The organism is Maribacter halichondriae (assembly GCF_027474825.1).
GTDB lineage: Bacteria > Bacteroidota > Bacteroidia > Flavobacteriales > Flavobacteriaceae > Meishania > Meishania halichondriae.
Genome location: NZ_CP107030.1, coordinates 1,083,949 through 1,101,277, shown reverse-complemented (window position 1 = coordinate 1,101,277; position 17,329 = coordinate 1,083,949). Strand labels below are relative to the sequence as shown.

Sequence of the window (17,329 nt, the reverse complement as noted above, 5' to 3'; positions counted from 1 at the left end):
CCTCCGTAAAGGGCTTGCCAAGATTTTATAAACTGGAAATCAACTGCTCCCGCTCCAATTGCTTGACGATTCGGGCTACGTAATCATCAACGGTCGAGGTGATGTTTACTGGGTCTGTTATATCAAAAGTGCCAACCCAGACTAACGATTTGTCCTCATCGCCTTTGATGTTATAGATAGAAGTCTCTATATGAAAAACCTTATAATCTTCATAATAGTCGGGAGTGTAGTAAACATCCTGAAATCTGAAAAAATAAGGTCCGAACCGATACCACCAATTATACCCGAAAGTGTAATACCCTGACCTACGTATCGTTTTATCATCGATACCTACAACCGCAGTAATCACAACGGCATCAAATCCTTCTTGCAAAAGTTTTTCCTTCATGGACTCTATTTCTTCCTCGCTTCTTTTTGAAGTCGTGAAAGATTGATCTATGGCCACACTACTTTCATAAGCATTGATTCCGCGATTTATGAACTGCTCTTTGAGTTCTTCCTCAAAAATCTTTCGTGCCGTAAGGTTTTCGGTCATGCCCATGACCAAAAGCTTTTGGGGACTGAACACAGCTATTTCCCTGTTTTTCCAGCTATCCACAAATCGTGTCGAGGAACATGCCATCAATGTAAATATTACGAGTACAAACGCTATTTTTTTCATGATGTAACTATTTAAAGGATAAAAGTATAGTTCAGATGTCTTGACGACAATGACATGCATCATCTGTTGAGCGACAAATTTAAGGGACAAATTAAAATTTCCGAAGTGCTGCCTTTGGGATGGTTGCCTTCAAAATCTATTGTATGGAACTTTCGGATTTATTATAAACAGAAACAGGAGGCCCGAGGTCTCCTGTTTCCTTTGAAGTGTTCGTTTTATTCTTTACTGTCAATCTATCCTTGAGTCATCTTATTGCTAAAATGATATAGGGGCGATCTCGGCGAAAAAATAATCCAAACCCTTTCTGGCCTTTATCCCCTTGCGATGATATTGGCCTTTCCATATGTATTTTTAAAAAGGACGCGAATACCGGAATATCCCAGTCCTTTTTTCTGGTATCGCTTTGCTTTAATTTTTGAATGCACATCAAGCTGGAATGCACTAGCTGGGCATAAACTTGAATTTCAAGATTAAAGAACTCGTTGCGATACCATTTTATGGCCGCTAAGGCATTGCTGCTTAGAAGCCTTTATCATTTGTATATATTTTCAAAGAAAAAAACAGGAAGCCGAAACTTCCTGTTTTCCATAAAGAAATGGAATTCATTTTTACCGTTCATCAATCTTTTAAACCACCTTATTGCTAAAATGAACTAACTGATCGACTTGGGCACCAACAGCATCCTTTCCTTTACTATGACCGCTACCGTCTTGCGACCGTACCGACCAATACCTTACTATTTTTTAAAAGAAACCGGAACGCCGAAACGTTCCGGTCTCTTAGAAGACGTTATTCAACCCGATTGCCACTTATACTGATCATTACTGAGATTTATCGCTAAATCCGTTCACGATTCAAATGGTATAAAAGGGTATCTGTAACCTCTTCTTTATCTTGGCCTTATCTCTCTTGAAGATCAAAAAAGCCTTATGCTATTGTTTTCAAAGAACTATATGTTTTTTAAACATGATGCCAAAATAGATAGTTGGATTCACTTTCAAAATGACCTAGATCAGTTTAAGCGTTTTTTTGCCCTTTTAACATTTTTATTTTTTATCCAATCATACAAATCATCCACATCATTTTTATTGCATAGCTGTGTACCAGGGCGTATGGTAGCTGCGGCACCGCAGGCCACACCGTATAGTAACATTTCACTTAAGGATTTGCCTTGAACTAGGCTTAGTACCATTCCTGCCACCATACTATCCCCGGCACCTATAGTGCTTTTTTGGTATACCGTCGGGGCAGAAATATGCTCCATTTTATTTTTTGTGGCGAGTAGGGCCCCTCTTGCACCCAATGAAATCACTAACACTTGGCATGAGTAATTTTTTAAAAACCTTTTTGCCGAAAATTCCAACTCTGAGGCCGAGATTGATTCTACACCACTTAAGATGCTGAGCTCTGCCAAATTTGGTTTCATCATGAAAATATTGGCCTTCATGCTGGGTAACAATGCTTTTCCGGAAGTGTCCAACACTAGTTTCGCTTCCTTTTCATCCGTTATTTTCGAGACCATTACATAAAAATCAGGAGGAACTCCCGGAGGCAATTTACCGCTGGCTACCAAATAATCATCTTTGGTTAGAAGTTCTTCCAGTAGCTTCAGTACCTGTTCCCATTCTTTTTTCTCCACGCGGGGTCCTGGTACTCTGAACTGGTAGTGTAAGTTGGTAACGGTATCTGTTACGGAAAGATTATCCCGGGTGCGACCTCTGACCGAAATCACCTTTTGTGATATGCCTTCATTTGATACCAATTGTTCTAGATGATTGCCTGTAGACCCGCCCGCCAAATAAATGCATAGTGATTTCGCACCCAAATTCTTTAGAGCGCGTGATACATTGATACCTCCGCCGCCGGCATAATATATCGGCGAAGCACACCTTAATTTGGTATTGGGCCTGATGCCCGCCACAGAGGTTTCTTTTTCAAGAACAGGGTTCATGGTAAGTGTGATTATTTTTTGCATAGGTTAGTTTTGGTAAAACACATTTCGCATCGCCATTTTACCTTTTAGGAATTCTTGCCGATACTTTCATTACCTCCCCTTCCCTTATAATTTTGGCCGAAATGGAATCCCCTTCTTTCAGCCTCTGCACATATCCCCAGGCTTTAATAAGATTTTCTTCATTGGTCAAAGAAATGTTTTCCATCATGAGCAAGATATCGCCTCCGGCCAATAGTTCATCACCCTCAATACTCATACGATAGAACCCCCCTCGCAACCCTAATTTATCGCCTAACGAAAGGGGGGCTACTTTCTCTACCAATAAACCACCACTTTGAGGTAGATTGAATATTTCTGCCAAAGGTGCTGAAACAAAATGAGCCTCTATTCCTACCCAGATAGGATGCCCTTCACATAACAATTCTTGGGCAATGTTTGAAGTAGCGGCAAACGATATGCCCTGAAATCCCTCGGAATGGCTAAGGATAAAACTTGCTATCCCGATTACTTCGCCATTCATATTAAATAAGGGTCCGCCAGAACTACCTTCGTTAACTGACGCATCGGTTTGGATAAACTCGGTGGTCATGAACCCGCTGGACACATCTTTTCTGGAATACTTTCCACTAACATATCCTACCGAAAGGGAATGTCCCAAACCAAAAGGCGAACCGATGACAAAGACCTGGTCGCCAATTTTGACTTTATCGGAATCGGCCATTGTAACTACCGATAGCGGAGTACTTTTTTGTTCAGTGAGTCTAATAAGGGCTACATCGGCCATGGGATAGGAGTACAACACTTTGGCAGGTACTTCCTCACCGTCCGAAAAGACTACCCGGATCAATGCCGCGGTCTGTACTATATGTGAGGCCGTCATAATATCGCCTTCTTCGGAAACCACGAAACCGGAACCGATGCCTTCGAGCGATACCATTGTCTTCAATTGACCCTTACCGAATATTTCCGGTTGCCAGGTCTTGATCAATACTACCGATGTATTGGCCTTTTCATACAATTTGCTGATACTTTGGGCAAAACTGAACGTCATCCACAAAAAGGCGAATACTACTGGGATCTTTTTCATTATTTCTTTGCGACAATGGTTTAATGATCAATTAATTTTCGGCGCTCGTCATAGGGGGTTCCAACAACTCAAAAAATTGATCGAGCTTCGGTAGGATTACGATTTCAGTTCTGCGGTTTTTTGCCCTTCCTTCCACGGATTCGTTGGTAGTCTTGGGCAAGTATTCCGAACGGCCGCCAGCGGTCATCCTTTGGGGCTGTACCCCGAATTTATTTTGCATCAACCTGACTATTGATGTGGCCCGTTTTACACTCAAATCCCAATTATCCACCATGCATTCATTGGCGATGGGTACATTATCTGTATGGCCTTCCACAAGAATGTCCAATTCTTTATGATCGTTCACGATTTTTGCGATCTTCCCAATGACTTCTTCGGCACGATTACTGATCTGATAGCTTCCTGAACGGAACAACATCTTATCAGAAATGGAAACATAGACTACCCCTTTTTTTACTTCAATGTTAATGTCCTCATCGTCAAAGTCGTCCAAAGAACGTTTTAAGTTCATGACCAAGACCAAGTTGATGGAGTCTTTGCGTTGCATAGATGTCGTAAGATCCTTGATGTACTTATTCTGTTCGTTCAATGCCTCCAAGGATTGTTTAATGCTCTCCGCACCAGATTTACTGACCACTGAAAGATCGATAATCGCGCCAACAGATCAGTGTTCGTACTTTTAAAGTACTCCATTTGTTGCTCCAACGATTTGGCCCTGTTTTTCTCGTTGGCCAGACTGTTTTCCAGCAAAGTGACCTCGTTCCGACTATTGTTCAAGCTGTTTTCACAAAGATTTGCCCTGTCCTGCAGAGCAGTATATTTTTTTTGACTGACACATGAGGTCAATAACAGGATAAAGCTAACACCAACTAGTTTTGTTGTATTCATTTTTTGTTATTTTATTTTACACCTTATATAAGTGCAAGGTAAATCCCTGTGCTTAACTTTAAAATGATATACATCATGCATGGTGTCACATCCAGTATTCCGCCGACCGGAAGGTAAATCCAACTCAAGTACTGCCAATATTCTCGATACTATATTGCTTAATATAATTAGCTTAAGGAATTACATCCTTTAAGCTTTCATTCTATATAATATGGTTGGGGGGTAAGAAAAAACTAGGTTGATAAGAAGAGAATAATTAGAACAAACTGTAAAACAGATGTTCATGATACATTCAGAAATAGCGACATGAAGGCCATTTAATCCATGAGATTTTAAAACATAAAAGGTTATTAAATTATTAAGCTTAAGAATTTTCCTTCATTTAAGATAAATTTCCTTATCTTTTTATTCCCTAAATTTCACGCTAACCCATTTTTCTTATGCCTCGAATTTTGATAATAGAAGATAATAATACTATTCGGGAAAATACAGCAGAACTATTGGAGTTGGAAGGCTATATCGCTTTGACCGCTTCGAACGGAAAGAAAGGTTTGGAAGTTATTAAACTACATCCACCAGACGTGATATTATGTGATCTGCGTATGCCAGAAATGGATGGCTTTGCTGTACTTGGGTATCTTGGGAAACACCGAGATTTGAAAAGAATACCGTTCATATTCTTTACCGCCAAAACTGAAAAATCAGAAGTCAAGATTGGAATGGATGCTGGCGCAGACGGTTACCTGACCAAACCCTTTGATTTGCCGGATCTTTTAAACGCTATTGAAAAGTGTCTTCCCAAGAAAGATCCCTTATAGACCATCACTTCCTATTAAGGAAATAGTTTTGCTTTCTAAATCTTTGACCATATTTTTTATTACTAATACTTCCTCACTGATTCAAATCATTTTAAGTTTCCTATCTAATAGGTACATTGACCAAAAATAGGTTGGCCATGAATACTGCTGAAATAAATCCATTACCAAAAGAGAGCTTTGAATCTTTGATGGAAAAGCGCGCGCTCCATTGTGTTTCCATCTACCTTCCTATGGATAAAAAAGGAAAGGAACAAAATCTGCACTTGGCGCAGGCCCTACTCAAACAATGCATTAATCAAGTAAAGAACGAGTTGTCCGAGTACCAAATGCATGACAGCGAAATAGCCGATTATCTCAGACCGTTGGAGCAACTACTCGACAAGGTCGATCTTTGGCGAAATCCTTCTGATGGACTCGCCATTTTTTAGATCCTGAAGATGGGATGCAATATTTTAAAGTCCCGATTTCTTTTGAGGCCAGTACCTATGTGTCGGGCCACTTTTATCTAAAACCTTTGCTGCCCCTCTATCAAAATGATGGATTCTATTATCTTTTGGAGCTGAGCCAAGACTATGTAAAACTTTATGAGGCATCCAGGTACAATTTTAAAGATTTATATGTGGAAGACTTTGCACCTGATCGCTTGGAAGAAGCGGTGGGTTTTGACCATAAGCCAAAAATGTTACAGTTTAGAAGCGGTCAAAATGTGCATGGCGCAGGTTCTTTTCACGGCCATGGCGAAGGTAAGGATGATAATAAAAAAGAACTTTTGACCTTCTTCAGGGCAGTTGACAAAGGTGTGAAAAAGGCTATTACTCATAAAAATGTGCCATTGGTATTAGCTTGTGTAGACCATTTAGTTGAAGTCTATAAGGAGGCGAGTACGTATCCTGAACTTTACCATGAAAATGTAGGGGGCGATCCAGAATTTAAAGTGAAAACAAGTTTGCACCAAGCATCTTGGGATTTGATGGAAAGCTATTTCACAAAGTCCCAAACTGAGAAGGCACTACAATTTACCGAGTTGTATCATACCCAAAAGACCTCCTATGAAATCGATGACATTCTCCACGCCGCCTTGAACGGAAGGGTTGATACCCTCTTCATCGCTGACGGAGACGATATCTTTGGTAGGTATGAAATGGAAAACAATGAAGTTATAATTGATTATAAACATGAGTTGAACAATACCTCATTGACCAACTTGGCCGCCATGGAAACCTTTAGACAAGGAGGTAAGGTTTATTCTTTGCCCTCAAATGAAATGCCGGTAAAAGAAAGTTCCATGAACGCTATTTTTAGGTATTGATGGTCTACTGAGGAATTCATTCGAAATTGAACAATTGGATGATGCCAAGATTGACACAGGTCATTGCCATAAGGCGCAATCTCTTTTAAATTTAGTGAGGTAAATTCATAAGAAATTTGGATCAAAATAAAATGATTATGCACTTAGAAATTGAACAACGCAAGAAACGGAAAAGGAGGCCTGTTGAAAGAGCACTGCAAACTTCGAATACACAAATAAAAGTCGAGGGAAGCTCGCTGCAGCATCTTTTTAAAAATAGCCTCAGGGGTTTGGGCCATCTGTTGAGTCCCGGATCATGTAGCTCTGTTACGCATTATAATTGCATTATGATAGTTCGTATATCGGCGGATAATCCTGCTACTTTGCTGGTCGACTTTTTGACCAAGGTATTGGAATTCACTCATAGACACCAGGCCATTTTTTGTATTATGGACGTGGAAGAAATTACAGAAAAGAAATTTGTCGGACAAATTTTCGGTACTTGTTGGTTCAAGAATTTTGATGCAGCAATAAAATCTATTGATGGATTAAAATGCTCGGTCAAAAGAAACGAGGACTTCTCTTATACAAGTTCTATTGTCTTCGAATGTGGGATTTAAAAAATCCGATTTCTACTTCATAACAGAAACCAACGGCACTTGCAATACAGATTAATGCATTGTTTTTAACACTTCTCGGACTGACCCAAGTCATTGTGATGGGCGGGGCAATATTCTAGTTTTGAAGCGATGAATTATTATGTCATCAAGAATTCACTCAAATAGTAATTTAAATCTATAATCATGAAAAGAATATTATTAGGTCTATTAGCCTTGGGCTTGACCATCCCGGTCAGTGCCCAAATCATAAAAACAGAAGAACTGTCTGAGGTTGTAGTTTATGCGACCAACTATAAGTATTTGCATAGCTTGAGCCCGGAAGAACCTGTAGCGTTACCTGTAAAATTATTGGAACGAAAAGTGGCGGCCTATGACGTGAAAAGCTCGGAATATTATCAGGATGACTACGATCTGTATCATATTACCTTTTACATTCCTGAAGGTAAAATACTTGCCGCTTATGATAAGGACGGTAAAATTCTAAGGACGGCGGAAAAGTTCAAGGACATAAATTTACCCCTAGTGTCATACAAGCGATAGCAAATAGATTTCCAAACTGGGCTATTTCCAAAGATGTTTATTTGGTCAACTATCATGAAGATAAAGGCGTAACCAAGAAGTACAAAATCAAATTGGAAAACGGGGATAAGATATTAAGGATAAAAACCGATGAAAAAGGCAATTTTCTTTGATTGAAGGCGGTATAGCCTTGCCTAATTTTCAAGACAGTCACTTAATCATTAAAACAAGTAATCATGTCAGTATTAAAAGTTGTAGAGTTATTGGGAAATTCCAAGGAAAGTTTTGAGGATGCTGTTCAGCAAGTTATTACTGAGGCTTCCAAGACCATTAAGGATATCAAATCGGTCTACGTGCAAGACATGCAGGTAACCGTAGTGGACAATAAGATTTCGGAGTACAGGGTAAATGCCAAAGTGACTTTTGAAATCTTGGAAAAGTAAGGCGCTTTGCCCATTTTTTGGTTAGTAAGGTATGGCATTATGCAAGAGGTAACATAAACTTTCGCATGATGCATTATCCGCATTTAAGGTGGAATCACTCATGAATATTGCTTTGGTTGACATAGGTCATTGCCAATTGCCAAATTTGTTGGGATATTAAGAAAGATTAAAACAAGATGATTATGTTACAGACAGAAATATTCGACAAAAATGTTGAAGCATACGAGAAATGGTATGAAGAGTATCCCGAGGTCTATCAATCGGAGATAGCGGCCATAAGGGAACAGTTACAGAAATTGCCCGAAAACTTACGAGGTATCGAAGTGGGGCTGGGTACGGGAAGGTTTGCCCTTCCTTTGGGGATTAAGGAAGGTGTAGAACCTTCGGAGGCCATGTCCAAAAAGGCAATTGACAGAGGAATCGAGGTTATTGATGGGGTTGCGGAAAGTCTTCCCTATGGTGATCTGCAATTCGATTTTGTGCTTTTTGTGACCGTATGTCACTTGGCCAATATTAAGCATGCCCTGGTAGAGGCACATAGGGTATTAAAACACAAGGGTGCCGTCCTCATCGGTTTTTTGGATAAGGATCAAAGCGTAGCAAAACAATATTGGGAAAAACGCCACCGCAGCACCTTCTTCGCCAAGGCAACTTTCTATTCCGTTGACCGAATTGAGAAATTACTAGAAGAATGCGGATTCAAGAATTTAGAATTCAATCAGACCTTGTTTGGCGCTTTGGACGAAATCAAAGAAGTACAACTACCCAAATCAGGTGTTGGTAAAGGCTCTTTTGTGGTTGTGAAAGCAACGAAAAAATGACCATTGAATACCTTCCCCATACGGCAGATATCCGGATGAAAATTGGGGGTTCCAGTGTAGAGGAATTGTTTCAGGCAGGTGTAATAGGTATGGGCAATATTTTAAAGGAAGGTTTTTGCGATAAAAACAAATCATCCAATATTAAGTCCAAAATAGAAATCGTGGCATTGGACCAGACCTGCCTACTCATCGATTTATTATCAGAAGTACTCAGTACTTCATATTCGGAAAAATCAATTTTTTGCAAAGTACTTTTTACAAAATTTACCCGAACAAAAGCAGTAGTGGAGATTTACGGTACAAGAGTAGAGGGCTTTAATGAGGAAATCAAGGCGGTAACCTACCATGAGGCCAACGTGCATAAGGATAACCATGGGAATTGGGAAACCTTGGTAATTTTTGATATATGAAATATGAAAATCAAAAAAGAAGATATCCATAAAATCGAGGACTTTTTATGGGAGATTCCCAAAACGTTCCACCCCAAAATGCGGGTACCCGCCAGGGTTCTGGCATCCGAACCTTTGCTCGATGCCATTATGGAAGATCGATCTTTGGTACAATTGGTCAATGTGGCCTCTTTGCCGGGTATCCAGGGAGCTTCCCTTGTAATGCCCGATGTTCATGAAGGTTATGGTTTTCCTATTGGTGGGGTTGCCGCTACTCTATACCCGGATGGGGCCATTTCCCCCGGTGGTATTGGATATGACATCAACTGTGGGGTGCGATTATTGACTTCTGACCAAAAAATAACGGATATCAAAGATAAAGTGGAAGCTTTATCCAAAGAATTGTACGCCCAAATTCCCTCTGGAATGGGGAAAGGAGGACAAATCAAACTTTCTTCCCAAGAAATGGACGAAGTGCTACTAAGGGGTGCGGAGTGGGCCGTAGAAAATGGTTATGGGATTAAAGATGACCTTGCTTTTATAGAAAGTAATGGGAAGTTGGAAAATGCGGATCCCTTATTGGTCTCCGAGATGGCAAAGAAAAGGGGTACAGATCAATTGGGCACCATAGGTTCAGGAAACCATTTTGTAGAGGTCGATTACGTGGAGGAAATCTATGAGGATGATATTGCCAAGGCATATGGCCTTTACAAAGGCCAAGTTGTCGTACTGATCCATACGGGGTCTAGAGGATTGGGGCATCAGGTCGCTACGGACTATATCCGTCAAATCATGTCGGCAATGCCGGATTACAATATCGAAGTGCCCGATAGGGAGTTGGCCTGTGTGCCTTTCAACTCCAAAGAAGGACAAAACTATTATAAGGCCATGTGCGCTGCGGCCAACTATGCCTGGTGTAACCGGGAAGTGATCTCTTGGGAGGCGCGAACCGCATGGGCGAACATTTTTGGGCCGACCGTTGAACCCTTGAAGCTGATGTACGATGTGGCACACAATATTGCCAAGGTCGAGACACATTTAGCCGATGGGAAAGAAGTACAAATGATCGTACACCGCAAAGGAGCTACAAGGGCCTTTGGCCCTGGATTCGAAGAACTGCCGGAGAATTACAAAGCCGTTGGGCAACCTGTGATCATTCCCGGAAGCATGGGCACCTGTTCCTATGTCATGGCCGGTGCCGCCAAAAGCCACGAAATTACTTTTGGTTCATGTTGCCACGGTGCCGGAAGGCGATTATCCCGTACCGCGGCCAAGAAGCAGGTAAACGCACCTGTGTTGAAAGAGAAACTTAGGGAAAAAGGTATTTTTGTGGAAGCGGGTTCGTTCAAAGGAATAGCGGAAGAAGCACCTATTGCGTACAAAGACGTCAATTTGGTGGTAGATACCGTGAACGATTCTGGCATTGCCAAGAAAATAGCAAAATTGAGGCCCGTAGCTGTAGTCAAAGGCTAGACTTGCTTGCTGCATTGCTTTCCTCCAATAATCGTATCGCTTCCTGATCGGAAACCTGATAAAATTCTTCGTAAAATTGTCCCACTGCCCGAAAATTGTATGGAGTTTGTAAACAAACCACTTCATCCACAAGAGGTGAATCTTTAAGTTTGGCCATAGTTGAAGGAGGGGCAACTGGTACCGCCACCACAATTTTGGAAGGTTTTTGCATGTCCACTAATTCCACGGTGACCAAGATGGTATTGCCTGTTGCAATTCCGTCATCAACGATGACAACAATCTTATCTTTTAGATCTTTGGGAGATCTGTTTTTATAGTATTGATCCTGCCGTTCCTTTAACTTTTTTCGAATACGGTTCGTTTCTTTCATGATATACCTTTTATCGACCCTACCGGCATCACTCAGTACTATATTTTCCATGCTTACCGCTCCAATTGCGTATTCCTTGTTAAATGGAGACCCGATTTTCTTGGATAGGGCTACATCCAAGGGTGCATCCAGTGCCTTGGCTACAATGGAACCCAAAGGCAATCCGCCCCTTGGTATTGCCAAAACCACAACATTTTCATCCTTGAATTTCATTAGTTTATCTGCCAGTTGCGTTCCTGCATCGATTCTGTCCTCAAACATTGTTTTCTATTTTTTGGGGTAACAAATGGGTCACGAACCAATCGGCCGATAGTCTGGCTACTTCTTCCAGTTTACCCTGTTCTTCGAAAAGATGGGTCGCGTGGGGAACGATTTCCAATTTTCGCTCACATTTCAATTTGTCATATGCTTTTTGGTTCAATTCGATTACCACATCGTCCCACCCGCCAACGATAAAAAGTGTGGGTGCCGTTACCTTGTGCAGTTCGGAAAGGGCTAAATCAGGCCTTCCGCCCCTAGAGATTACGGCCTTAATTTCATCCCCAAAAAACGCTGCGGCACGTAATGCCGAGGCCGCTCCTGTACTGGCACCAAAATAGCCGATGGGAAGACGCTTGATCTCTTTTTGATTTTGCATCCATTGGGTTACATCGATTAGGCGCATTGAGAGCAAATCGATATTAAATCTATTTTCATAAATGCGGTCTTCATCTACGGTCAACAGATCAAATAGCAAAGTGGCCAAGCCCCTTTGTTGCAACATTTGCGCTACATACTTATTTCTAGGGCTTAGACGACTACTGCCACTGCCATGAGAAAAGACAACCAGCCCAAAGGCATTTTCTGGGATAATTAGGTCGCCCTTTAGGACAAGTCCGTCTAATTGGATGGCTAATGACTCATTTATCGATGCTGACATAACGTTTGTTTTAACTTTCTATGATGTAATTTTCTTCCTGTTGAAACCGAACAACGGAAATTGGCCTTTACCATTAATACCTTTAGCAAGATTACCGAGCCATAGGTCTTCTATAGTACTCCCCGTAAAAATAGAAGGGTACACGTACTGGTAAAATGATATTGGTCATTCAGGGTATTTTTTATATGACTTCGGTCATTTCGAAAGCCTAGTCGACATATTACTTTTGGTCAAGCAACTTTTTAGATTCTTTTGCCATGGATAATATAACAAAAGACCCGGATCCGGATTTCCTAAAAGACGGCCCATGGGACGAATTGTACGTTCTGACGCAACACGGGAAATCGGGGCGGGTCTTCAAATAGACTTGGGAAGCAACTGGAACCTTCGCCCGAAAATGGGCTATCGTTCCCTTTCTAGGAAGCCCGAAATTGGAAATACTTCGACAGATGTTGACTTGAACTATATAGGCTTTGGAATCGGAATCGCTAAGCTATTCTAAAAAATGTTGGCAATCTGAATATGGATAAAACACTTCATATACTGGCAGTGATACTTCTGATCTTCTTAGGTGTAACTTCAATTTTAGGAGGCTTGGGATTAATGGGAGACCCCACCGGAGCAGCCATCGGTATTCCAGCAAAACTGTTGGAATCCACCATATTCGATAATTATTTGTTGCCCGGGATTATCCTATTTCTTTCCAATGGCATATCAAGCCTTGTCATTGCCTTTTTTGTAGTGAAAAAGGCATCGAAGTACTCTGTATTAATAGTCTTGCAGGGTATTGTGCTTTTAGGCTGGCTTGCCGTTGAACTCCTTATAAATCTGGGCTTCTTTTATGCCCCCCTTCACATTACCTATTATTTAGTGGGTATTGCGCTTATTGTGCTCGGGACTTGGCTTGGGGTAGTTAATCCTAAACAACAGATCGACATGCGATGAGAATAGTTCTGACCTTATTTTTGTTTTTTCATGGCCTGCTACATTTTCTTGGTTTTGTCAGGGCCTTCGCCATTGGAAGTATGGCCGAGTTTACCAAAGAGTTTTCAAAACCCGTTGGGCTGTTATGGCTGTTGACGGGCTTGCTATTTGTGCTTTCGGCGCTTATGATACTTTTCAGAAAAGAAGGCTGGCATTGGTTCGTCTTTATGGCGGCCATCGTATCACAGTTTTTGATTTTGACAGTCTGGGCGGATGCCAAATATGGTACGATCGCCAACGTAATGCTACTGATTGTGGCGATTGTCGGTCTCGGAACGGAACGCTTTGAAAATGGATATAAAAAGGATGTGGTTTCAGCTATGGAATCCGCGACTTTATTTGACGAACGAATTACTGAAAACGACCTAAGTCATCTTCCCTTTCCCGTTCAAAACAATCTACGATACGTGGGGGTTTTAGGCAAACCTAGAGTGTATAATTTCAAAATTCGTTTTGAAGGTGCAATGCGCGATAAAGGGAAGGATTGGTTTCAATTTACCTCGGAACAGTACAATTTTATTGCGTCTCCCGCCCGTTTGTTCTTTATGAAAGCGAAGGTCAAGGGTTTGCCTACGGCGGGCTATCATGCCTATAAAAGGCGGCATGTCGGCATGCTCATAAAGCTCCTATCCCTTTTTCCCGTAGTCAACATTGATAGTCAAGAGCTTTTCGCGACGGAGACCGTTACCTTTTTTAATGATCTCTGTCTGTTCGCTCCTGCCGCTCTAATCGACGACCGGATTGTCTGGGAAGCGATTGACGACATTTCGGCCAAGGCAACTTTTACCACAAACGGCACGAGTATTTCCGCCATCCTACATTTCAATCAAAAAGGCCAACTGGTCAACTTCGTTTCTGAAGACCGTATCTCAGTTTCGGAGATGACAACCTTTCCGTTTTCAACTCCCATTAAAAATTATAAAAACGTCAACGGCTACAAATTGCCAACTTATGGGGAAGCCATTTGGCATTATCCCGATGGGGAATTTATATATGGAAGATTTAACTTGAAAAGCGTAGAATATAATGTAACCGAATTGCAATGAACATTGGCACCTACAAAATCGGATTTTGCTCTGGATTGATAGCGTTCGGTGCAAATGCATTGTTTGTAATTACCCAAACATTGCAGCTTGTTGGAATTTTGAAGTATCCCTACGATGAAATTTTTATCTATGGGTTTTCCCTCTGTATCGTCATTCCTTTTATTCTTGAAATATTGGCACTCCATTACGTAACACCAGAAGATAAAAAATTCTGGAGCCATGCGGCACTGATTTTTACGGTTATCTATGCCATATTCGTTACGGCGAACTACGTGGTGCAATTAGCAACCGTAATCCCCATGACACTTCAAGGAACAGCCGACGGAATCGAAGTCCTGAGACAGACCCCACACTCAATGTTTTGGGATTTTGATGCGATAGGATATATCTGTATGGGGTTGGCATCGGTTTTTGTATTGCCATTATTTAAAAAGCAAGGATTTGAAAAATGGGTGCGAATCGCATTTTTGGCAAATGTTTTGGTAACTCCCTTAATTGCATTTGTTTATTTCTATCCCGAGTTTTCAGAAACGATACTGCTTTTGGCCATTCCTTGGACGATTACGGCTCCTTTGATGATGTTGTTCCTTGCTTTGTGGTTTAAGAAAAATGTACAAAACCAATGAATCCCATCATACAAAATAGCATCGTTTTTCTGTTATCCATCACGCTGTTGATGACCTATCTGCTTTATTTCAGGTTGCGCCAACCCACTTCGTTTGCGCTTTGGCTGGTCAAGGTATTTGTTTCCGCACTTTCCCCTTTACTTTTCCTTTTTGCGCTACTTACTGCACTGTTAGGATTTGCCGTGCACTCCGTGCTCCTAATCGTTTTGGGATTTTTGAATGCCTTACTATATGGGATCCACATCGGTAAAATAACTCGACCACCGAAACGCGCTACAAGTTTTGGGCAAGCGTTTGGTCCGGGGTGGGAAAGTAGTATTCCACCAGAACATAAAACCAGCTTTCTTCCCAAACGTTACGTGTTTAAATTGCCCAAGTCCCCAGACCATATTTTTGACCAGAACATTTCTTTTTATACCATTCCAGATACGGATCGTCGACTCTTGTGCGATATCTGGCAACCGCCCAAAAAAGTACAACATTCCGGATTGGCTTTTATTTATCTACATGACAGTGCATGGACTATTTGGGACAAAGATCGCGGCACAAGGACTTTTTTCAGGCATCTGGCCAAACAGGGGCATGTGATAATGGATGTGGCGTACCGGCTTTTTCCCGAAACCGATTTTATGGGCATGGTTCACGACGCCAAACATGCTATCGCTTGGATGAGAGCTAATGCCGAGGTTTATAGCGTGAATCCTAATAGAATTGTAATAGGTGGTGGTTCTGCTGGAGGACATATTGCGTTGCTTGCCGCATATACCCATGAAAATTGGAAGTTTATGCCCAATGATTTGGAAGGTTTTGATACAAGTGTACAAGGCGTGGTTTCATGGTACGGTCCCAGTGATCTAGAGGCTACGTATTATCATGCAGGTCAGCATTTGATTAAGCCTAGAACTATAAACGATGCGAAAAAAGACGAATCTGCCAGCATGCCAAAATGGCTACAGAAGAGCATGGGCGAGAACTACCACCGTCTTGGATTTGATAAAAAGGAGGAGCCAGGAATTTTGTGCCCATACTTGGAGGAAACCCCACTGAAAGACCGGAAGCCTATTCCCTGTTTTCGCCTATCACCTACGTTCACAAGGGCTGTCCGCCTACTTTACTTTTGAATGGGAAACATGATATACTTGTCTCGGCGAAAGCAATACGCCAACTGCATGCCCGTTTAACTGAAAATGATGTTCCCGTGGTAATGCATATCGTACCACAGACCGACCATGCGTTTGACTTAATTCTGCCAAAAATATCACCCTCGGCACATAATGCTATCTATTATGTGGAACGGTTTCTAGCGATACGAGCAAATTAAGTAGGCTAGCGTATTGAATGATATTCAAAACAGGCTCTAAGGGTGGTTAATTAAAACTATGATTATGAAAGCAATGATCCTAAAAAAGATAATATCGTTGAAAGAAAACAAACACCCTCTTGAATTGGTCGATATTGCCATTCCAGAACCGCTGGACAACGAAGTATTGATTAAAATTTCGGTCTGTGGGGTCTGCCATACCGAACTGGATGAAATCGAGGGAAGAACTCCGCCGACCAAACTACCTATGGTTTTAGGACATCAGGTAGTGGGCACCGTGGTAAAACTGGGCTTTGGTGCTTCGAAATATAAAATTGGGGAAAGGATAGGGGTAGCTTGGATATTTTCCACATGTGGGCAATGCAAGTTTTGTTCACAAGGCCACGAGAATCTCTGCGACCAATTTATGGCTACTGGAAGAGACAGAAATGGAGGCTATGCCGAATACATGACCGCTCCGGAAAAATATGCTCATCTTATCCCAGATTTCTTTACCGATGTAGAAGCCGCACCTTTGCTTTGTGCGGGAGCAATCGGTTATCGATCTATTCAGTTGACCGAACTACGAGATGGACAAAAGTTGGGACTTACAGGTTTTGGAGCCTCGGCACATTTGGTGTTAAAAATGGTACAATTTCGCTATCCCACTACTCCCGTTTATGTGTTCGCCAGAAAAGAAGAGGAGCGGAAATTCGCCAAAGAGTTGGGTGCCGTATGGGCGGGAGATACAGCGGATATCACCCCCGAAAAACTAGATGCTATTATAGACACCACCCCGGCTTGGGCACCGATTGTCGAAGCACTGAAGAACTTGGAAAAGGGTGGTAGATTGGTCATCAATGCCATTAGGAAAGAGGATGCCGATAAAAATTATCTTCAAAACCTTTCTTATCCAGAGCATCTATGGCTTGAGAAGGAAATTAAGTCGGTCGCGAACGTAACCAGTAAAGATGTAGTCGATTTTTTGCAACTGGCCTCTCAGGCATCCATACGACCTGAAGTCCAGCTATATACCTTGGAGGAAGCGAATAAGGCCTTGTTAGAACTAAAAGAGCAAAAATTAGGGGAGCAAAGGTATTACAGATGGGATAAAAAATAGTAA

General features: G+C 41.6%; 23 protein-coding genes. 16 read left to right on the top strand and 7 right to left on the bottom strand.

Annotated elements, in window-relative coordinates; all coding sequences use genetic code 11:
• Positions 1-25: 25 nt before the first annotated feature.
• From N8A86_RS05075 to N8A86_RS05055, 5 genes are all read right to left on the bottom strand, one after another.
• Positions 26-661 (bottom strand): hypothetical protein, encoded by a 636-nt coding sequence (locus N8A86_RS05075; RefSeq protein ID WP_273568076.1) that lies wholly within the window; start codon positions 659-661, stop codon positions 26-28.
• Positions 662-1,673: 1,012 nt separating this feature from the next.
• Positions 1,674-2,636 carry a 1-phosphofructokinase family hexose kinase gene (locus N8A86_RS05070; protein WP_273568075.1) on the bottom strand — a complete coding sequence of 321 codons (963 nt, stop codon included), beginning with the start codon at positions 2,634-2,636 and terminating at the stop codon, positions 1,674-1,676.
• 37 nt (positions 2,637-2,673) lie between these two features.
• Entirely contained in the window at positions 2,674-3,702 is a 1,029-nt protein-coding gene (locus N8A86_RS05065) for a S1C family serine protease (protein ID WP_273568074.1), read from the bottom strand.
• Between the two features lie 31 nt (positions 3,703-3,733).
• Positions 3,734-4,291 carry an OmpA/MotB family protein gene (locus N8A86_RS05060; protein ID WP_273568073.1) on the bottom strand — a complete coding sequence of 186 codons (558 nt, stop codon included), beginning with the start codon at positions 4,289-4,291 and terminating at the stop codon, positions 3,734-3,736.
• On the bottom strand, positions 4,288-4,590 hold the full coding sequence (locus N8A86_RS05055) for a hypothetical protein (RefSeq protein WP_273568072.1): 303 nt from the start codon (positions 4,588-4,590) through the stop codon (positions 4,288-4,290). Before N8A86_RS05055 ends, N8A86_RS05060 begins: the two co-directional genes overlap by 4 nt.
• Positions 4,591-5,030: 440 nt before the next feature.
• Between N8A86_RS05055 and N8A86_RS05050 the strand changes: the two genes are divergently transcribed.
• The 9 genes from N8A86_RS05050 to N8A86_RS05010 all read left to right on the top strand — a co-directional run bounded on the left by N8A86_RS05050 (position 5,031) and on the right by N8A86_RS05010 (position 10,961).
• On the top strand, positions 5,031-5,408 hold the full coding sequence (locus N8A86_RS05050) for a response regulator (protein WP_273568071.1): 378 nt from the start codon (positions 5,031-5,033) through the stop codon (positions 5,406-5,408).
• A 137-nt stretch (positions 5,409-5,545) separates the two neighbouring features.
• Positions 5,546-5,836 carry a hypothetical protein gene (locus N8A86_RS05045; RefSeq protein ID WP_273568070.1) on the top strand — a complete coding sequence of 97 codons (291 nt, stop codon included), beginning with the start codon at positions 5,546-5,548 and terminating at the stop codon, positions 5,834-5,836.
• A 14-nt stretch (positions 5,837-5,850) separates the two neighbouring features.
• A complete protein-coding gene (locus N8A86_RS05040; RefSeq protein ID WP_273568069.1) occupies positions 5,851-6,717 on the top strand; it encodes a baeRF7 domain-containing protein in 867 nt (288 codons plus the stop codon).
• Positions 6,718-6,854: 137 nt separating this feature from the next.
• Entirely contained in the window at positions 6,855-7,316 is a 462-nt protein-coding gene (locus N8A86_RS05035) for an archease (protein WP_273568068.1), read from the top strand.
• 183 nt (positions 7,317-7,499) lie between these two features.
• On the top strand, positions 7,500-7,856 hold the full coding sequence (locus N8A86_RS05030; protein WP_273568067.1) for a hypothetical protein: 357 nt from the start codon (positions 7,500-7,502) through the stop codon (positions 7,854-7,856).
• Positions 7,857-8,071: 215 nt separating this feature from the next.
• On the top strand, positions 8,072-8,278 hold the full coding sequence (locus N8A86_RS05025) for a dodecin family protein (protein WP_273568066.1): 207 nt from the start codon (positions 8,072-8,074) through the stop codon (positions 8,276-8,278).
• A 182-nt stretch (positions 8,279-8,460) separates the two neighbouring features.
• The gene (locus N8A86_RS05020) at positions 8,461-9,099 is read left to right on the top strand and encodes a class I SAM-dependent methyltransferase (protein ID WP_273568065.1); all 639 of its coding nucleotides are present in this window, start codon (positions 8,461-8,463) and stop codon (positions 9,097-9,099) included.
• The gene (locus N8A86_RS05015) at positions 9,096-9,509 is read left to right on the top strand and encodes an archease (RefSeq protein WP_273568064.1); all 414 of its coding nucleotides are present in this window, start codon (positions 9,096-9,098) and stop codon (positions 9,507-9,509) included. Before N8A86_RS05020 ends, N8A86_RS05015 begins: the two co-directional genes overlap by 4 nt.
• Before the next feature lie 3 nt (positions 9,510-9,512).
• Entirely contained in the window at positions 9,513-10,961 is a 1,449-nt protein-coding gene (locus tag N8A86_RS05010) for an RtcB family protein (protein WP_273568063.1), read from the top strand.
• Here N8A86_RS05010 and N8A86_RS05005 read toward each other — a convergent pair.
• Together N8A86_RS05005 and N8A86_RS05000 are read right to left on the bottom strand one after the other, a co-directional pair.
• Positions 10,951-11,592: a phosphoribosyltransferase gene (locus tag N8A86_RS05005; protein WP_273568062.1), complete on the bottom strand. Its 642-nt coding sequence runs from the start codon at positions 11,590-11,592 to the stop codon at positions 10,951-10,953. The genes N8A86_RS05010 and N8A86_RS05005 overlap by 11 nt on opposite strands.
• Positions 11,585-12,250 carry a dienelactone hydrolase family protein gene (locus N8A86_RS05000; RefSeq protein WP_273568061.1) on the bottom strand — a complete coding sequence of 222 codons (666 nt, stop codon included), beginning with the start codon at positions 12,248-12,250 and terminating at the stop codon, positions 11,585-11,587. The genes N8A86_RS05005 and N8A86_RS05000 overlap by 8 nt, the downstream gene beginning before the upstream one ends.
• A 307-nt stretch (positions 12,251-12,557) precedes the next feature.
• Here N8A86_RS05000 and N8A86_RS04995 point away from each other — a divergent pair, with 307 nt between their 5' ends.
• The 7 genes from N8A86_RS04995 (at position 12,558) to N8A86_RS04970 (ending at position 17,326) form a co-directional block, all read left to right on the top strand.
• On the top strand, positions 12,558-12,752 hold the full coding sequence (locus tag N8A86_RS04995) for a hypothetical protein (RefSeq protein ID WP_273568060.1): 195 nt from the start codon (positions 12,558-12,560) through the stop codon (positions 12,750-12,752).
• A 20-nt stretch (positions 12,753-12,772) separates the two neighbouring features.
• Positions 12,773-13,195, top strand: a complete 423-nt coding sequence (locus N8A86_RS04990) for a hypothetical protein (RefSeq protein ID WP_273568059.1) — start codon at positions 12,773-12,775, stop codon at positions 13,193-13,195.
• The gene (locus tag N8A86_RS04985) at positions 13,192-14,280 is read left to right on the top strand and encodes a DUF6544 family protein (RefSeq protein ID WP_273568058.1); all 1,089 of its coding nucleotides are present in this window, start codon (positions 13,192-13,194) and stop codon (positions 14,278-14,280) included. The genes N8A86_RS04990 and N8A86_RS04985 overlap by 4 nt, the downstream gene beginning before the upstream one ends.
• Positions 14,277-14,906 (top strand): hypothetical protein, encoded by a 630-nt coding sequence (locus N8A86_RS04980; protein WP_273568057.1) that lies wholly within the window; start codon positions 14,277-14,279, stop codon positions 14,904-14,906. Before N8A86_RS04985 ends, N8A86_RS04980 begins: the two co-directional genes overlap by 4 nt.
• Positions 14,903-16,027 (top strand): alpha/beta hydrolase, encoded by a 1,125-nt coding sequence (locus tag N8A86_RS04975; protein ID WP_273568056.1) that lies wholly within the window; start codon positions 14,903-14,905, stop codon positions 16,025-16,027. The genes N8A86_RS04980 and N8A86_RS04975 overlap by 4 nt, the downstream gene beginning before the upstream one ends.
• Entirely contained in the window at positions 15,925-16,227 is a 303-nt protein-coding gene (locus N8A86_RS21950; protein ID WP_430682179.1) for an alpha/beta hydrolase, read from the top strand. The genes N8A86_RS04975 and N8A86_RS21950 overlap by 103 nt, the downstream gene beginning before the upstream one ends.
• A gap of 64 nt (positions 16,228-16,291) precedes the next feature.
• Positions 16,292-17,326 carry a zinc-dependent alcohol dehydrogenase family protein gene (locus tag N8A86_RS04970; protein ID WP_273568055.1) on the top strand — a complete coding sequence of 345 codons (1,035 nt, stop codon included), beginning with the start codon at positions 16,292-16,294 and terminating at the stop codon, positions 17,324-17,326.
• Positions 17,327-17,329: the final 3 nt, after the last annotated feature.

Excerpts from the sequence above, each read along its gene's own strand:
- N8A86_RS05075 (WP_273568076.1), bottom strand. The coding sequence starts at position 661 with ATGAAAAAAATAGCGTTTGTACTCGTAATATTTACATTGATGGCATGT.
- N8A86_RS05070 (WP_273568075.1), bottom strand. The coding sequence starts at position 2,636 with ATGCAAAAAATAATCACACTTACCATGAACCCTGTTCTTGAAAAAGAA.
- N8A86_RS05065 (WP_273568074.1), bottom strand. The coding sequence starts at position 3,702 with ATGAAAAAGATCCCAGTAGTATTCGCCTTTTTGTGGATGACGTTCAGT.
- N8A86_RS05055 (WP_273568072.1), bottom strand. The coding sequence starts at position 4,590 with ATGAATACAACAAAACTAGTTGGTGTTAGCTTTATCCTGTTATTGACC.
- N8A86_RS05050 (WP_273568071.1), top strand. The coding sequence starts at position 5,031 with ATGCCTCGAATTTTGATAATAGAAGATAATAATACTATTCGGGAAAAT.
- N8A86_RS05045 (WP_273568070.1), top strand. The coding sequence starts at position 5,546 with ATGAATACTGCTGAAATAAATCCATTACCAAAAGAGAGCTTTGAATCT.
- N8A86_RS05040 (WP_273568069.1), top strand. The coding sequence starts at position 5,851 with ATGCAATATTTTAAAGTCCCGATTTCTTTTGAGGCCAGTACCTATGTG.
- N8A86_RS05035 (WP_273568068.1), top strand. The coding sequence starts at position 6,855 with ATGCACTTAGAAATTGAACAACGCAAGAAACGGAAAAGGAGGCCTGTT.
- N8A86_RS05030 (WP_273568067.1), top strand. The coding sequence starts at position 7,500 with ATGAAAAGAATATTATTAGGTCTATTAGCCTTGGGCTTGACCATCCCG.
- N8A86_RS05025 (WP_273568066.1), top strand. The coding sequence starts at position 8,072 with ATGTCAGTATTAAAAGTTGTAGAGTTATTGGGAAATTCCAAGGAAAGT.
- N8A86_RS05020 (WP_273568065.1), top strand. The coding sequence starts at position 8,461 with ATGTTACAGACAGAAATATTCGACAAAAATGTTGAAGCATACGAGAAA.
- N8A86_RS05015 (WP_273568064.1), top strand. The coding sequence starts at position 9,096 with ATGACCATTGAATACCTTCCCCATACGGCAGATATCCGGATGAAAATT.
- N8A86_RS05010 (WP_273568063.1), top strand. The coding sequence starts at position 9,513 with ATGAAAATCAAAAAAGAAGATATCCATAAAATCGAGGACTTTTTATGG.
- N8A86_RS05005 (WP_273568062.1), bottom strand. The coding sequence starts at position 11,592 with ATGTTTGAGGACAGAATCGATGCAGGAACGCAACTGGCAGATAAACTA.
- N8A86_RS05000 (WP_273568061.1), bottom strand. The coding sequence starts at position 12,250 with ATGTCAGCATCGATAAATGAGTCATTAGCCATCCAATTAGACGGACTT.
- N8A86_RS04995 (WP_273568060.1), top strand. The coding sequence starts at position 12,558 with ATGGGACGAATTGTACGTTCTGACGCAACACGGGAAATCGGGGCGGGT.
- N8A86_RS04990 (WP_273568059.1), top strand. The coding sequence starts at position 12,773 with ATGGATAAAACACTTCATATACTGGCAGTGATACTTCTGATCTTCTTA.
- N8A86_RS04985 (WP_273568058.1), top strand. The coding sequence starts at position 13,192 with ATGAGAATAGTTCTGACCTTATTTTTGTTTTTTCATGGCCTGCTACAT.
- N8A86_RS04980 (WP_273568057.1), top strand. The coding sequence starts at position 14,277 with ATGAACATTGGCACCTACAAAATCGGATTTTGCTCTGGATTGATAGCG.
- N8A86_RS04975 (WP_273568056.1), top strand. The coding sequence starts at position 14,903 with ATGAATCCCATCATACAAAATAGCATCGTTTTTCTGTTATCCATCACG.
- N8A86_RS04970 (WP_273568055.1), top strand. The coding sequence starts at position 16,292 with ATGAAAGCAATGATCCTAAAAAAGATAATATCGTTGAAAGAAAACAAA.